The sequence below is a fragment of the Emticicia aquatilis genome (genome assembly GCF_014644295.1).
In the GTDB taxonomy this organism is placed as follows: domain Bacteria; phylum Bacteroidota; class Bacteroidia; order Cytophagales; family Spirosomataceae; genus Emticicia; species Emticicia aquatilis.
This window is the reverse complement of record NZ_BMKK01000006.1, coordinates 15,730-29,589: the sequence shown is the minus strand read 5'-3', so window position 1 is coordinate 29,589 and position 13,860 is coordinate 15,730. Positions and strand designations below refer to the sequence as shown.

Sequence of the window (13,860 nt, the reverse complement as noted above, 5' to 3'; positions counted from 1 at the left end):
CAACAAACAAAGGAGATTGAATGATGAATAACTCAAATGAAAACACTACTAAGAAACCAACACATAACATCTACATTACAAAACTAAAAACAGGTGCAGAAAAGCCTGAGTGGATTAAAGTAGGTGCCGCTTGGGAGCATGGTGATGAAGAAGGATTAAATCTTTCTTTAAATATTCTTGGAGAAACCGTTTCAATGGTAGTTCGTAAGAATAGAGCTAAGGCCGAATAAAATCTTAGTTGGGGTAGGTAAAAACCTACCCCAACTTTTATTATGTTTCTTTCTTCTCAATAATTATTTCAATGACTATTCCCTCTTTTGACTCATCGCTCAAGGCATATCTTGCATCAACCTCTCTAATAAAGCGAGGCAAGTGGTCGAGTAAAGCGGTATATAATGTTTCTAAATGATACCCATGTAATAAAACGGTATGTGATGAAAAAATAAGCTTAATAAGGTTTTTTTCATTGTTGGGATTAAATTCACCAGCAATCAGATAAGCATAGTTAAGAAACATACGCCTTTCATCTGACCAAATGAAACAGATATTACGAGCATGACCTAAATTTTGATAGAAATCATCGGTTTCGTTTTTTTGTGTCGCATCCAAATTTGTTGGGTCGCTTTCACGCATTTCATCAAATCTAAGTTTAAATCCGTGGCTCATACGTATTATCTTTTATAGGTGAAGATTGTTGTATGTTTTTGCTTTTATCCTTTTGTGGTGATGGAGTAAGAACTTGATTTCTTTCTTCACGAATGCGTTGATGAATCATTTCTGGAACAAGGCTTTTTCCCTTTACCAGTTCAATAGCCGATTTCCTATCCCCAAGCTCAGACGCATAATCCAGTAGCTGGTTTTTGTCATCCGTATAAATTCGGGCATTATTACGCCCACGAGAGACAGAAACATAGAATTGTTTGGCATCTGTGGCTGGAAAAGTGGAAGCGGGTTGCGAGATAAACACTTCATCAACCGTCTTACCTTGGGAAGCATAAGAGGTTACACAATAAGCGTGAGCAAGATGCCCATAATCTTGATTAAGTTTGTAAGCAGCTTTACTAACCGTATTTCGTAGGTGAATCTCTCCCTTTTTACTTACAGATGTAACCTCTAAAATTTGACTATTATTCAGCCGATTTTTCTCTGTATCAAATCCATTACGGGTAATTCTGATTATATCGCCTTTGGTTAATTGAATGACACTCTTTTGATACAGGTCAAAATCACTACTTTTTTGCACGGGTAAAAGCATAGATTGTTGCTGATTATTTTGAATGATAATACCATTTTCAGAGGCACTTTCGACAGTCCATATACTGCCACGCTTAATTTTTGGCATATTTTGGTTAAACTGAATGACTTGCCCTTCTTTAAAATTTCGCCAATCTCCTTTTTGAGCTTCCGTCAAATTTTGATTAATCAGACGAGAGGCCGAGATTTCTTTCTTACCAATTAAGCCATCAGTTTTTAGTTTACTGCGTATAGTATCAGTTACCTCATCGCTTTGCTGGTGGGTTGGGGACACTATCAATGCTGTCTTTTTATCTTTAATAACCGCTACATAGTCATTGACTAATGCTTCGTTGGGTTTTTGCGGGTCAATTGTCTTGATTGACCCCATATTATTCAATTTCTCAAAGGCACTACTAACACTACCCTTAGATAAATCTTCTACTGCCGATCGGTATTGCTCATTGCGTTGACGGTAAATTTTATTTACTTCCGCCGTTTTAATACCACCCACCGTGTTAAGAATTCGCAAGGCATCACCTCTAATGACACTTGAATGCTGTCGAGTATCGCCTCCTAAAATCAGACGAGCGTTTTTCTGTGTAGCAAGTTCAAGGAGTTGTGTCATATCTTTTGTACCAAGTAAACCTGCCTCATCTACCCAAAGCACTTGATTTGTTAAATTCTCTTGCATTTTTTTATCCGTCAAAAGTTGGGCAACGGTTTCTGCATTTTCAAAGCCTTCTTGACGCAAAACGCCACGAGAAGCCTCAGAAGTAGGGGCTACGACCGTAACGGTTTTACCCGCCTTCTCTATCCATGAAACGGCTTCACGCATCAGCGTGGTCTTCCCAGACCCTGCCGCCCCACGAATAATTGACACACGGTGAGGCGTAGTCAATACATGTTTAATAGCTTCGGCTTGTTGTCCCTCCAGCTTGAGTTCGGGAGGCTTTGTGTAAATTGGCTTTAACTTACCCTGCCCTTGTTGGGCAAGCCTAACCATGTGCTTTTCTTCAAGCAATACTTGTTTAGTTGTTGTGAGTATTCGACCCTTTTCTTTCACATGGATAAGGCGTTTGTCGTCATTAAAGCTATGGGTGATATTATCTAATGAAATATGGTTATTACCCAAACTATGCCGATAGGCAGCCGCCAATAAACGGCGGTCTTGTAAAACAGAGGCTCGTTCAAAACCATGTAGTAAGGCATAATCAACGCAGTGCTTAGGGAGAAGTTCTTTTGCTTCTTTATCAGGAGCAAACCGCACAACTTGTTGCCCTGCACCGTCTTTATCTTCTCCTAATTTATGGATTTGTTTTCGCCATTCTGCCTTTAACTCATTCATCGAATGGCCTTTTTGTTTTTTTGAACGAGTTCTTGCCCCCAACTCACTCAGTTCCTTAATATCTGTAATTCCTTTTTCTTTGGCCACACGCCCAATTTCATCCGTGCGTTTAGAGAATAATTCAATGACTTTTTGAGGTACTCCTTTGACCTCAAATGAGGTTTCGGTTTGGCGTATCTGATAGCCTAACTCAATCAGTTGGTCTGATAGCCGTTTATGAAAACGGGTTTGGTAATAGGGCATATCTCTTTTAATGTCTCGAAATTGCCCTGCCTTGATTTGCTTTTCATGTTCATCCCAAGTGGCATTGAAGACAAAACAGTGAGCATGAAGATGCGGGTCTGGTAAAGCCCCATCCACAGGTCTTGCCGTTTGGTGGATGAAGTTCGCCCACAGTAATTCCGCTGTATCTCGTTCGTCATATTGACCGCCCTTGCGAATTCGGGTTTTACTATCTCGCTCAATATCCTGCATGGTTTGATTGACACACTCTTGAAAGGCTTTCAAAATATGCTCATCTTTTGCCAAAGCATGGAGGACAGATACCGATTTTGGGCAGTGAAAATTAATGTCGTAACCTGTCGTGCGGTCGTCCTTTGTTCGAGGTGTCATAGGCTCACCTGTTAGAGGATTGACATTTTCACACAGGGCAAAGAATTTGTCTTTAGTAGCATCCCCATCTAATCCTAACCGAGTAGCCAAGAGTCCTTGTATATACCCATGCAACTCTTGGTCGTCCAGATAATAATCTGACTTTGACAAGGCATCGGAGAAATAGGCTTTGGCGTGAGCGGCTGAACTGCTTTGAATCATGCGTATCATAAGACAGGCAATTTACACCAACTGAATGCTGGATGATGGGTTTCCTTATGCTGTTAAATACTGTGTATCATGGATAAACGAAGCAGTGCTAAGGGCTGTGTTGAGAAATGTTGTTATACCAGTTAATCAATATTCATCAGACATCTTCCCTAAGCACTGCTTAGGAACTATTTGGCCAACACAGTTTCTTCAAAATCCTCAGTAAATGCGTCTGCTAATTTTCGTCTGGTTTCAGGGTCAGTAGGTTTCCGACCGTAGAAAGAAAAACCTCTCGTTTCACTTGGTTCTCTACCTTCAACAAATGAACTGACCATCTCTTCATTACAAATCATCTCGTCAATTTTATTCATAACAAAATGGTCACCAATCATGTATGCAGCCATATAACTTAATGAATAGAAAATACTTGAAATAACAAGTAGAGTGCCAACTCTTTGTCCAATGAGCATTAAGAATAAACCTATAAAAAAGAAAAGACCAGGCTCAACTAAAGTCTCAACTTGTCGCACATCCAAACTTTTTCCTTTCCATTTAAAGGCTAAAATACGAGGATGGCGTTCTCCAGTAGATAGGCTAAAACGAGCAAAATCAAACACCGAGGGCAATCGTTTGATTTCTTCATTACGTTCCATACTTTTATACATGAATGCAAGTAAAAATAGATACCAAGTAAAATAATGTTGGAAAACGTCGCCAAAATCAAAAGTTCTGCCATAGCCGCCAAAAGAAAGCATGTGAGTTATACCCGCCGAAATAAAAGGCCAAATAGATAAAAAGATGGTAATTGTAATAGCCGATATGAAAGAGAAATATCTTTCACCAAAGTTTTTACGTATAAATACCTCCAGCAATAATCTGGGATAAGAGCTGAATGTATAAAAGAAGATTAGAATAGTCCCTTTTAGGATGTTGCTACGTCCATAAATAGAACGATAATACAAGTTTTTTTTCATTTTCTTAAAAGTTTAAAGGTCAATATTTAATTAAATTGAGAAGTTCTGATTGAAAGTAATCTTAGTAAAGTTTTGTCTTTTATGGATAGGATCACCTTGTTTATGGAGATACCCTTCCACCTTGTAGCTATTCAAATGGCCACCAGTCTTTAATCTAACAAAATCCTCGGGACGAACAAGGCGTTCTAATTTTAAGGATTTTCCTCTGGTTTGTGAGAAATCCTTAGAAACTGTAACACTTGAGGAGGCATCTTCAAAAAAGGCATCGCCGAATAATTCAGATGCGTAACGATTGGTTTCTATATCCGCATTCGCATGAAAGATTTTTGTTCCTAAAGTTCCTAAAAAGCTTTTAACCCGATACTCTGCTTTTTGGCCACCCATACAAGCATAGTAATTAGGCAGGTTTTGAGAAATGTAAACGGTGGCAATACGGCTACTACGAGCGGTTGCTTGATAATCAGAATCATGCTCATGTAGAAAGTTTTGGGCTTCATCGGCCCATAAAAATATCGGGCGAGCATGTGGTGTAATTGAACGTTTTTCCATTGCCCGTTGCCAAATATATTTAAAAAGTATTTGGCAATCTCTGCCGAGTTTGTGATACAATTTAACTGGCAGGTTTATCAAAATAATCTTACCCTCCAAACTATCTTCGGGTATTAGCGTTGAATCTTGACGACAGAATAATGAATAAACAGGCTCTCTTAACAAGCGAAACAAAAAACCTGTAAAGGTAAAGTCGATAATGGAGCGAGTTTTTTCACTTAAATTGATAAAACTATCAAAAAAGAATTGGTCTAAGAACTTTAATAAGCGAGCTTCTGGGATTGCCTCTAAAAGTTCTATTTCAAATTTATTACCATCTTGGAGAATGCTTTGCTGTTGAGGCGAAAAGGAAGCTACCCAAGTATCTATCCTATGCGTAACCAACGACCGAGCAGCTTCAAAAGCTTTTTGAAAGGCTTTTACCTCACCTTGCGTTGAATCAACTTGTAGATTCTCGTTACTTTTAGGAATTGTTTGCACAATATCGTACATCTTTTGGATGGATAACGTGCCATAGGCCAATCTGCACAAATCAATAACATTGAAAATAAGCATATCTAAGGCCGTTTCCCAAAACGCATCATCAGATTTACCACTATCCTTTTCTTGCCCTGCCCGAATGACTGTTTTTAATACATCTACGATATTTTCGGTAAGGGCTTCTTGTGATTGAGACGATTCATATTGGAGAAAGTTAAAACAATGCTGGCCATTTGGCTCAAGAATAAGTAAATCTTTCTCACGTCCTGCCAAACGGCAATAGTCCTGCCATGCTTGTTTTTCGTCTGGTTTAACGGTGAGAACTAAGCCGCCAAAACCAGCAGCCAAGTATTTAAGGGCTAACATGCGACCCGAACCAGAGGTTTTGCCCGAGCCGATGCCACCAAAAATCTGTACACCTTCGACAGCGTGGCGAATAGTCCATTTACCGTTTCCTGTGGCGGAAGCGATTTCAATGATGGGTTGGTCTAAGTCGAATAAGTCCATATCATATCTTTAAAGCTGCCAAAAATAATATCCCTTATTTCTCTTGTTTTCAAAATTGTAGGGGAGGGTACTTTTTTAGTAGCCCCCCATAATCATCATTTACCAAGTGGTCTAAGGACATTTAAAATATTGCCATGTGATAAAATTATAACTACCAGCATTGGCATCGTAAGTATGAGTAGCCCTGATTTGTTTTGCTGTCATGTTGCAATAAGATGCTTCTTTTCTTATACCCATTGACTTAGTGCCAGCCCCTACCCAACTGCCACCACTCGCTGACCGATTATACGCAAAGGTTACACTGGCAGTATTGCTTGATTTATTATACACCCACAAGTAATTTTTAGGTGCAAATGCGAATAAATTGACCGTTACCCAACGTGGTGCCAAAGCCCTTGTATTGCTCCGATTTTTGTAAGAAACCCTCGCATATTCAGGAATATTAGTCTCTATAATTTCAATATCTACCGATGCTATTGTTTCAGAGGGTAATACTTGATTATCTCCTGAAACAGCGTTGCCAGTATCTAATTCAGTTTTTACAAACGTGATTTCAAAGCTATTTTCCGAGTAGTTTTTTAACAGCTCTTCGTTTTCAGATGAAACACGTAGTTTTACAAAGTTCAAGCCGCTTGCATCTTTAATTTGAATATCTTTACTTGTTAAATCTGTTGATTCAACCTCCAAAACATCCTTGTGGTCACATCCAACTAATAAAAGTAGAGACATGATGAATAAAACAATTAATTGATTTTTCATTTTCTGTTTTAGTTTTACGAATTGATTTTTGTTTGTCTTTTATTTCATGTTTTGCATTTTAAGAGAGGGCTTTATTAGCCCTCTCCTTGAACTTTCTGGCGATGATTTGTTGTCTTTTTTCTTGAAAGATTTAGATTTCAGTTTTTTCAATAAATCTTTCAATGTACTTGCTCATTCTCTTTAAATCGTTTGTGTAAAAAGCGAATCTTAAAAGAGACCAATATTTACCATTAAATAAAAAATGGTCTTTAAAAACACCCTCTTTTTTAAAGCCTGATTTTGTTGCCAGTTCTTTTGAGTGTGTATTATATTCAAATATTTCAAAGTAGATTTTGTGTAGGGAGAAATAAGAGAATAAATAAGTTACAAATACAGTTAAGGCTTCAATACCATAGTATAATTTCCGTTTATCAGGGATTATATAGATACCAATAAATAGGTTGTTATTCGCATTGTTGTGATTATAGGCAAATACTTGTCCAATGGGGGTGTTAGTATTGTTATCTACAATAATGAGCCTAATAATTCCATTGGAATAATCACTTTTTAGTTCTTGCCAATACTCGTGTTTAGGAATAATCGACCTTACCGAACTCCATAGCATCAAATCTTTAGTGTTATTTCTCCATATAAATAGGTGTTCAAAATGTTCTTCGGAAACGGGAATCAGCGATACTCGTTTACCATTTAGAGGAATTGACATCATAATGATATGGTTTGATATTTAAGGGGTGGCCATACCACCCCCAAGTTTTTTACTTTTCTTGGTGAAATGTCTCACCAAAGGTGCTTTTTTTGTAGGTTGTCCCAAAATCTGTTTCTATTTTGGTTGGTTTACCCGAAAAGTCCCTTTCTTTTACTTTTCCAGTCACATCATGACCGAAATCGTTTTTTACAGTTGCTCTCTCGTCTGCCATTTTTAATTTTAATTTTGGGTTATTAATTCATTTTTGGGTTGTTTGTAAGAGCAATCGCTCTTACAAACAGTTCAATTTAAATAGCTATTTCTTTATGAAATTGCTGGATGTACTCGGTTTTTCGTAAGTTGAAAGCCCAGAGTAAACGGTAGTAGGATTGCCGCTACTATCAACTCCAGTACATAAACCATAAATCGTGATCCCGTTAGGTCCTGATACGGCTACCGATGTGCCAATTGATGAATTTTTCATGATTAAATTGGGTTTTGAAAGTTTATTAAATGCTTAATTTTACTTTTATAATAGGTGTGTGATTTGTATTGCAAATTTGTAGAGAACAACTTCTTTCCCTATGTTTTTTCTCTGAGAAAGGTATTTTTGAATAGAGAAAATTAACTTTTATTGCTGAAGACATTTAAGTAATTGATTGGAAACATTTCTATCCGCATGTAGTTGAACAGGTTTGTACCGAATAATAAAAAAGATTGACTCTGCATAATTATTCTGGTATTGTCTGTTATATTTGGAAAGGGATAATAATATGATTGTGAAACCTCATGAAACAGTTGAAACGTGGGAATTATATTGTGCGACTTTTCATGACTTTAAAGACCCAGTAGGTTATTTGAGTGGTATCGAACACACTACCGATGAAGTTCATATGATACTTTCAAAATCTAAAACGTTTAAAGAACTAAAACAAAACTTGCATACATATATTGAAGAACGAAACGAATTTTCTGAGCAAGCTAAAGTCATGCTCAAAGAGGGGCATTTTAAGAATCACCCCTCATATATAGAAACATATCAAAGTGATATAGATGCACATCAACATGATGAAGATTCGTTGATTCGTAAATTGAATTATGGATTATAATTCTTTTAATAAAATTAAGTTTAAGTCTTTTTTTCTCTATGCTTTTTCTTTCAGAAAGCAAGGAAAAGATTTTTTTTATCAAGAAACTTATGAAACAAAAGCAAGTTGTAAATGTACTGCTTCCGATAGCTCAAGAACTTAGAAAAAAGGTTGAAGAAAAGTTTTTTCCATTAGTAAAAGATAACTATGAATTGCCGCCCAAAAGAAGAAAAATAAAGGGCGAAAGCGACAATCATCGTTTTTGGGATGCAAAAAATAAGGATACAGGTGTTTTTTTTTATAAAGAACTTATAGACAAAGAATCGAATCCATCATACCTATATAAATTACTTGATTACATTCCTTATAATGGTAGCTTACACACTTATCTAAATCTTCAATATGTGGCTATTGGAGAGAATTATTTGTATGCTTTTTTAAATTTTCTTGAAATAGACGGAGAAGATTTAGAGGACAAACTAATGTCATTTTGCGATGAATTAGGCGACGATAGAAAAGAAGATAAAGCAAATCAAAGTTTATTGCCACAAAGTAAAGCGAAAAATACTAAACTTGAAGATGATATACCGTTAGATGATTCTATTAGAATAGCGGAATTGCGAACAGAATTAACAAGACTTATGTATAAAAACACCCAATTATTTAACACTAAATGGTGGTTTTATCTCTATGGTTACGATAAACATAGATTAAAATCCGAAAAGGAAAATACATGGACATTAGTTAAATTAGTAATGAGCATAGGGGAAATAGATGACACAGGTAATGTTGAGATTAGAATAGATAATACAGGTGTAGAACATTATGATTATGTTGGCGTAATAGATTTTCAAGGTTCAAGAACAGAGGTTTTAGTTATTAATCTTAGCACAATGCCTTATTTGGGTAGGCAATTAAATATTAAAATACATGTTGGTAATTGTGAAGGTGATTTATTTTTAGGTCAATACCTTAACTACGAAAGCGATAATCACATCATAAGTGGAAGTGTTGTATTACAGAGAATAAACCAAAAGAAAGTATTTAATCCAGAACCTGCCGTATATAAAATTGAAAATTTAGAAAACGGAGAGCAATATGAGAAAGATACTGATGGTGTCAGTCGTTTCATATTACAATATCTACATGATAAAAAACAGAATTTTCATAGGACGCCTCTTAGAGTAGCACATTCCTTATTAGGGCTAAAAACTTGGTTAGAAACAAGACGAGAAGAAGATAATGAGTGATTTTGGTTTTTCTTTTAACCAATACATTACCTAAAGCATAAAATCATGTGATAATAAACTTTAAACCTAACAATGGTGAAGCGTTGGCTGTCGCTTGCCCATATTCAAGTAGAATTTCTCGATACCGAATAAGTGTTAAAACTTTAAAGTCAATGGCAGTTATTTCGTTTGGCAAGTAGAAATTATCCATTGCGAACATTTTTCTCAACCACATCTCCGCTGCCAATGAATGTTCTAATTTTGGCTCATATCCTAAAAAATGGATAATTCGGTCTTTTGCTTGCTGACCGTAAGGGGTAAATGTTTTCAAATAGTTTTCGTAAATCTCAGGTGCGTAAGTCTTACAAAGATTATGCTCCATATCTGCATTGCGGATAAGTTTAATATGTTCTTCCATTTGTAATAAATAATCTTCGGAAGTGAGTTGCCCTTGCTGATAGCTATGGATTAATGCTCTGATGAATGGTTCATGAGGCAGAATAATACGTTGAGCAGGTAAATAACCCATACGTTGTTCGATTAGATTTTGAGCTTTATTTTCTAAGTGTGGCAATATTGTTACCGCATTTTCAAGGGTTTTCCATTGAATAGCTTCACGGTGGCATTCAGCTAATGCTTCGGCATAGCTTGTTGCATTCCCATCAAATAACTCATCAATAAGTTTCTGACTCATTTTTATATACCATGAAAGTTCTTGGCTGAGATTTCTTTATATTAGCATAATTTATTGCTGACAGTCAACTAAAAATGAAAGGAAATGGACACCCAAGACCAAAATTCAGCCGCTCAAAATAAGTACCCTCCCGCATATGCTCACATAGAACATAAAGTTCGGGATGCTGTAGAAAAAATCCGTCAGTTCGATGAACGGATTCAAAACACACCTAACGATAGAGGCCCCGATTTAAGTTATAATCCACCCAGCTTTATGAAATCTCGACAGTTGGGTAGCCGAGATGCCATGATCAGCTCATTGGAGAAAGCAAAAGCACAGTTAAAAGCGGAAACTTGGAAAGAAATAGAGCATGACCTCAAGGATAAAAAATCAACTTTAGCCAAGCAAACCCGTGATATGGCAAGGGAAGAAATCTATCCCAATATTTACCAATCAATGGATGAAACTCATAAGAAAGAGCATCAACTTAAAGGAAAAGATATTGACCAATCTCAAGATTTTATGAGTGCAGCATTGACAAATGCACGAGCAAAGTGGATAGACAAAGAACAGAATAATCTTTCAGAAAAGTCAACTGATACCAAACAAGGCAGAGATATTGATGAGTCACAGAACCGTATGAGTGCAATGGTAGCACAATACAAACAGAAAAATAGTCTTGATAGAGAAAGTGTTTTGCAAAAAGAGTTGCCAGTAGAACAAAATAATAATGTCTCTGTATCAGTGAAGTTTTCTCAATCACTCAACTACAACAAAACCACAGAAAAAGCAGATAGAAATATGACACCTTCAAAAGATAAAGAAAGTCCTGATAGAGATTAAAAATTAAGATTTATCAGGCTCAATATCCTTGCTTTTGCCTTTCTCAATATTTTTATTGGGAGTCTGAGCCTCCTTTTCAGAACGATTACCTTTTATCCATGATGGCATTCGTTCTTTGACTTGCTCTTTTAAAAATTGTTCACGGCCTTGCTGAAATCCAGTCCAACGCAAGCCATCTTGTGTTACCTTAGCCAGTTGTCCAGCCAATTCAGGATTATATTTAGCAATTATATAGCCTTCATTAAAGCCATTTTGATAGTCTGGTGAAACTTTTTCTTCTTCCATAGCTAAAATGTATTTCGAGCATTTTGTTCTAAATAGGTATCAATAGAGTCTCGGTCGTAGAGAATGATTTTCTTTTGAGGCTGAGAAAACCTGACCTTGCCTTCATCTCTTAATTTTTGCAAAGTTGTTTTAGACTTGATATTTAGCAGGTGCATAGCTTGTTCATCCGAAACCCATTTATCTTTAGTTTCGTTATGCGTTTCTTTCAGGCGAGCCACTACTTGCTCAATGAGAGAATAGAATGCAGCTTCTTCAAGACAAATGACTTGCATACTGTTTTTATTGCAAGTTAAAAGTTTTCAATAAATTTACACATGAACCTTAAATAAAAATATAACGGAAGAGGTTTTGATAAACTAAAAGTGAGGGTTTTAGGAAGAAAAAATTAGGGGAATAGTAAGCGGACATAGCTTTTATCAACTTATTATCCTATCGTTTTAGATGTTTGTAGTTTTACGTTCAAACATGAAAATAACTACACATTAATAGTTTATTACGACTTTGAAGAATTCGGCCTTAAAACCAAATGTTGTACTATTGTTGTACCAAATAAAAAAAGCAGTTACGAATCTCTTCATAACTGCTTGATTATCAGCGTGGTGATGGACGGGATCGAACCGCCGACACAAGGATTTTCAGTCCTTTGCTCTACCAACTGAGCTACATCACCTTATCACCACCATTTCCTCGCTTCGTTGCCGTTGTTTGGGACTGCAAAAGTAGTCGAAAACTTTTTAAGAACAAATTTATTCTAAAAAAAAATTAAATATTTTTTTTCATGCTTGACATGAACATCTTTTTTACGATATTTGTAATGTTATGCACGCATACTATTTTAGGCCTGCATCACATCTCAAACCTTTGATAAAATATTGATAAACATTTGTCCGTCAGACCTTCGGTGCAGACGGTCGATATTCAACTAACAAGACTATGCAAATCGTTTCACAAATTTTATTTGTAGCCGCTTTGGGTTTGGCCGCTTATTTTATCAGCCGCCGAGTAATGCTCATCAAAAACACCATTCAGTTGGGTAGGGCAGAAGACCGCTCTGATAATCCTTCCGAACGCCTCCGCACGATGCTCTTGATTGCTTTTGGGCAGAAAAAGATGTTTACTCGTCCGTTGGTTGGTTTTATGCACTTCATTATTTATGCGGGCTTCATTATTATCAATATCGAAGTTCTCGAAATAATGATTGATGGTATTTTCGGAACACACCGAATTTTTGCCTCGCCACTGGGCGGACTTTATAATTTTCTCATCAATTTCTTTGAAATACTTGCTTTTGGAGTTTTGGCAGTTTGTGTGGTTTTTCTCACCAGAAGAAACCTTACAAAAGTAGAACGCCTGCAAGATACTCGTCACCGAGAGTTGAAAGGCTGGGCAACCAAAGATGCCAATATCATCTTGATAACAGAAATCTTATTAATGTGGGCATTTCTGAGCATGAATGCCGTTGATACGATTTTACAGGAACGTGCAGTTGGCCATTATGCCGAAGCCATCACTGGAGATTTTTGGATAAGCCAATTCTTGAAACCTTTCTTCATGAGTTTCTCCGACGGTGCTTTGGTGGCCTACGAGCGTGCAGCATGGTGGTTTCATATTCTCGGTATCATGGCATTTGCCACTTACGTAACTTACTCTAAGCATTTACATATTTTCTTGGCTTTCCCTAATACTTATTTTTCTAACTTAAATCCGAAAGGTGAAATGGCAAATATGCCAACGGTTACGAAAGAAGTAAAAATCATGCTTGGCCTCGAAGAACCAGATGCAAATCCTGCCGAAGTAGGTCGTTTTGGAGCAAAAGATGTGAAGGATTTATCTTGGAAGAATTTGATGGATGCTTACAGTTGCACCGAATGTGGGCGTTGTACTTCATCTTGCCCTGCAAATATGACAGGAAAGCAACTTTCGCCACGTAAGATTATGATGGACACTCGTGACCGCCTTGAAGATATTCAAAAGGGTTGGTTGGCAACTGACCAAAAAGCTCCGATTGCTGAATTTGAAGATGGAAAAAGCCTTTTAGGTGATTACATTTCGGAAGAAGAATTATTGGCTTGTACGACCTGTAATGCTTGCGTGCAGGAATGCCCGATTAATATTAGTCCGCTCGATATTATCTTACAGCTACGTCGATATAAGGTAATGGAGGAATCTCAAGCACCTGCTTCTTGGAACGGAATGTTCTCGAATTTAGAAAATAATATGGCTCCGTGGAAATTTTCTCCAAGCGACCGTTTCAACTGGGTAGATGGTGTAAAATAGAAAAAGTACAACAAAATAGATATTTGACGGTATTAATTATTAAAAAAATTAAATAAAAAACTGACTATCAGCCGATAGTCAGTTTTTTTATGTGTCAATCAAACATTTTATTTTAAAATTCGTTTT

Annotated in this window: 16 protein-coding genes and 1 tRNA gene; 5 read left to right on the top strand and 12 right to left on the bottom strand. The window is 36.7% G+C overall.

Annotated elements, in window-relative coordinates; all coding sequences use genetic code 11:
- The first annotated feature begins 20 nt into the window (after positions 1-20).
- Positions 21-230, top strand: a complete 210-nt coding sequence (locus IEX65_RS15260) for a hypothetical protein (protein ID WP_188766960.1) — start codon at positions 21-23, stop codon at positions 228-230.
- A 40-nt stretch (positions 231-270) separates the two neighbouring features.
- Here IEX65_RS15260 and IEX65_RS15255 read toward each other — a convergent pair whose 3' ends face one another.
- The 8 genes from IEX65_RS15255 to IEX65_RS15220 all read right to left on the bottom strand — a co-directional run bounded on the left by IEX65_RS15255 (position 271) and on the right by IEX65_RS15220 (position 7,820).
- Positions 271-666 (bottom strand): hypothetical protein, encoded by a 396-nt coding sequence (locus IEX65_RS15255; protein WP_188766959.1) that lies wholly within the window; start codon positions 664-666, stop codon positions 271-273.
- Positions 650-3,403, bottom strand: a complete 2,754-nt coding sequence (gene mobF / locus IEX65_RS15250) for a MobF family relaxase (protein ID WP_229250705.1) — start codon at positions 3,401-3,403, stop codon at positions 650-652. Before mobF ends, IEX65_RS15255 begins: the two co-directional genes overlap by 17 nt.
- A gap of 167 nt (positions 3,404-3,570) precedes the next feature.
- Positions 3,571-4,356, bottom strand: coding sequence for a hypothetical protein (locus IEX65_RS15245; protein ID WP_188766958.1), 786 nt, complete (start codon positions 4,354-4,356; stop codon positions 3,571-3,573).
- Between the two features lie 30 nt (positions 4,357-4,386).
- On the bottom strand, positions 4,387-5,892 hold the full coding sequence (locus IEX65_RS15240; RefSeq protein WP_188766957.1) for a type IV secretory system conjugative DNA transfer family protein: 1,506 nt from the start codon (positions 5,890-5,892) through the stop codon (positions 4,387-4,389).
- 111 nt (positions 5,893-6,003) lie between these two features.
- Positions 6,004-6,651, bottom strand: a complete 648-nt coding sequence (locus IEX65_RS15235) for a hypothetical protein (RefSeq protein ID WP_188766956.1) — start codon at positions 6,649-6,651, stop codon at positions 6,004-6,006.
- Between the two features lie 130 nt (positions 6,652-6,781).
- Positions 6,782-7,357 (bottom strand): GNAT family N-acetyltransferase, encoded by a 576-nt coding sequence (locus IEX65_RS15230; protein ID WP_188766955.1) that lies wholly within the window; start codon positions 7,355-7,357, stop codon positions 6,782-6,784.
- Positions 7,358-7,406: 49 nt separating this feature from the next.
- Positions 7,407-7,568 carry a hypothetical protein gene (locus tag IEX65_RS15225; protein ID WP_188766954.1) on the bottom strand — a complete coding sequence of 54 codons (162 nt, stop codon included), beginning with the start codon at positions 7,566-7,568 and terminating at the stop codon, positions 7,407-7,409.
- Positions 7,569-7,652: 84 nt separating this feature from the next.
- Positions 7,653-7,820, bottom strand: a complete 168-nt coding sequence (locus IEX65_RS15220; RefSeq protein ID WP_188766953.1) for a hypothetical protein — start codon at positions 7,818-7,820, stop codon at positions 7,653-7,655.
- A 289-nt stretch (positions 7,821-8,109) separates the two neighbouring features.
- Between IEX65_RS15220 and IEX65_RS15215 the strand changes: the two genes are divergently transcribed.
- The gene (locus tag IEX65_RS15215; protein ID WP_188766952.1) at positions 8,110-8,445 is read left to right on the top strand and encodes a hypothetical protein; all 336 of its coding nucleotides are present in this window, start codon (positions 8,110-8,112) and stop codon (positions 8,443-8,445) included.
- An 89-nt stretch (positions 8,446-8,534) separates the two neighbouring features.
- On the top strand, positions 8,535-9,674 hold the full coding sequence (locus IEX65_RS15210; protein ID WP_188766951.1) for a hypothetical protein: 1,140 nt from the start codon (positions 8,535-8,537) through the stop codon (positions 9,672-9,674).
- Positions 9,675-9,717: 43 nt separating this feature from the next.
- On the opposite strand, the gene IEX65_RS15205 is transcribed toward IEX65_RS15210, so the two are convergent.
- Complete coding sequence (locus tag IEX65_RS15205) at positions 9,718-10,347, bottom strand: hypothetical protein (RefSeq protein ID WP_188766950.1); 630 nt, start codon at positions 10,345-10,347, stop codon at positions 9,718-9,720.
- Positions 10,348-10,431: 84 nt separating this feature from the next.
- Here IEX65_RS15205 and IEX65_RS15200 point away from each other — a divergent pair, with 84 nt between their 5' ends.
- Positions 10,432-11,172 (top strand): hypothetical protein, encoded by a 741-nt coding sequence (locus IEX65_RS15200; protein ID WP_188766949.1) that lies wholly within the window; start codon positions 10,432-10,434, stop codon positions 11,170-11,172.
- A 3-nt stretch (positions 11,173-11,175) separates the two neighbouring features.
- Here the strand turns inward: IEX65_RS15200 and IEX65_RS15195 are convergent, their stop codons facing one another.
- From IEX65_RS15195 to IEX65_RS15185, 3 genes are all read right to left on the bottom strand, one after another.
- Positions 11,176-11,457: a hypothetical protein gene (locus tag IEX65_RS15195; protein ID WP_188766948.1), complete on the bottom strand. Its 282-nt coding sequence runs from the start codon at positions 11,455-11,457 to the stop codon at positions 11,176-11,178.
- 2 nt (positions 11,458-11,459) lie between these two features.
- Positions 11,460-11,729 (bottom strand): helix-turn-helix domain-containing protein, encoded by a 270-nt coding sequence (locus IEX65_RS15190; RefSeq protein WP_188766947.1) that lies wholly within the window; start codon positions 11,727-11,729, stop codon positions 11,460-11,462.
- A 325-nt stretch (positions 11,730-12,054) separates the two neighbouring features.
- Positions 12,055-12,127: transfer RNA gene (locus IEX65_RS15185), tRNA-Phe, on the bottom strand.
- Positions 12,128-12,390: 263 nt separating this feature from the next.
- On the opposite strand from IEX65_RS15185, the gene IEX65_RS15180 reads away from it, so the two are divergent.
- Complete coding sequence (locus IEX65_RS15180; RefSeq protein WP_188766946.1) at positions 12,391-13,734, top strand: 4Fe-4S dicluster domain-containing protein; 1,344 nt, start codon at positions 12,391-12,393, stop codon at positions 13,732-13,734.
- The last annotated feature ends 126 nt before the right edge of the window (positions 13,735-13,860 follow it).

Excerpts from the sequence above, each read along its gene's own strand:
- IEX65_RS15260 (WP_188766960.1), top strand. The coding sequence starts at position 21 with ATGATGAATAACTCAAATGAAAACACTACTAAGAAACCAACACATAAC.
- IEX65_RS15255 (WP_188766959.1), bottom strand. The coding sequence starts at position 666 with ATGAGCCACGGATTTAAACTTAGATTTGATGAAATGCGTGAAAGCGAC.
- mobF (WP_229250705.1), bottom strand. The coding sequence starts at position 3,403 with ATGATACGCATGATTCAAAGCAGTTCAGCCGCTCACGCCAAAGCCTAT.
- IEX65_RS15245 (WP_188766958.1), bottom strand. The coding sequence starts at position 4,356 with ATGAAAAAAAACTTGTATTATCGTTCTATTTATGGACGTAGCAACATC.
- IEX65_RS15240 (WP_188766957.1), bottom strand. The coding sequence starts at position 5,892 with ATGGACTTATTCGACTTAGACCAACCCATCATTGAAATCGCTTCCGCC.
- IEX65_RS15235 (WP_188766956.1), bottom strand. The coding sequence starts at position 6,651 with ATGAAAAATCAATTAATTGTTTTATTCATCATGTCTCTACTTTTATTA.
- IEX65_RS15230 (WP_188766955.1), bottom strand. The coding sequence starts at position 7,357 with ATGATGTCAATTCCTCTAAATGGTAAACGAGTATCGCTGATTCCCGTT.
- IEX65_RS15225 (WP_188766954.1), bottom strand. The coding sequence starts at position 7,568 with ATGGCAGACGAGAGAGCAACTGTAAAAAACGATTTCGGTCATGATGTG.
- IEX65_RS15220 (WP_188766953.1), bottom strand. The coding sequence starts at position 7,820 with ATGAAAAATTCATCAATTGGCACATCGGTAGCCGTATCAGGACCTAAC.
- IEX65_RS15215 (WP_188766952.1), top strand. The coding sequence starts at position 8,110 with ATGATTGTGAAACCTCATGAAACAGTTGAAACGTGGGAATTATATTGT.
- IEX65_RS15210 (WP_188766951.1), top strand. The coding sequence starts at position 8,535 with ATGAAACAAAAGCAAGTTGTAAATGTACTGCTTCCGATAGCTCAAGAA.
- IEX65_RS15205 (WP_188766950.1), bottom strand. The coding sequence starts at position 10,347 with ATGAGTCAGAAACTTATTGATGAGTTATTTGATGGGAATGCAACAAGC.
- IEX65_RS15200 (WP_188766949.1), top strand. The coding sequence starts at position 10,432 with ATGGACACCCAAGACCAAAATTCAGCCGCTCAAAATAAGTACCCTCCC.
- IEX65_RS15195 (WP_188766948.1), bottom strand. The coding sequence starts at position 11,457 with ATGGAAGAAGAAAAAGTTTCACCAGACTATCAAAATGGCTTTAATGAA.
- IEX65_RS15190 (WP_188766947.1), bottom strand. The coding sequence starts at position 11,729 with ATGCAAGTCATTTGTCTTGAAGAAGCTGCATTCTATTCTCTCATTGAG.
- IEX65_RS15180 (WP_188766946.1), top strand. The coding sequence starts at position 12,391 with ATGCAAATCGTTTCACAAATTTTATTTGTAGCCGCTTTGGGTTTGGCC.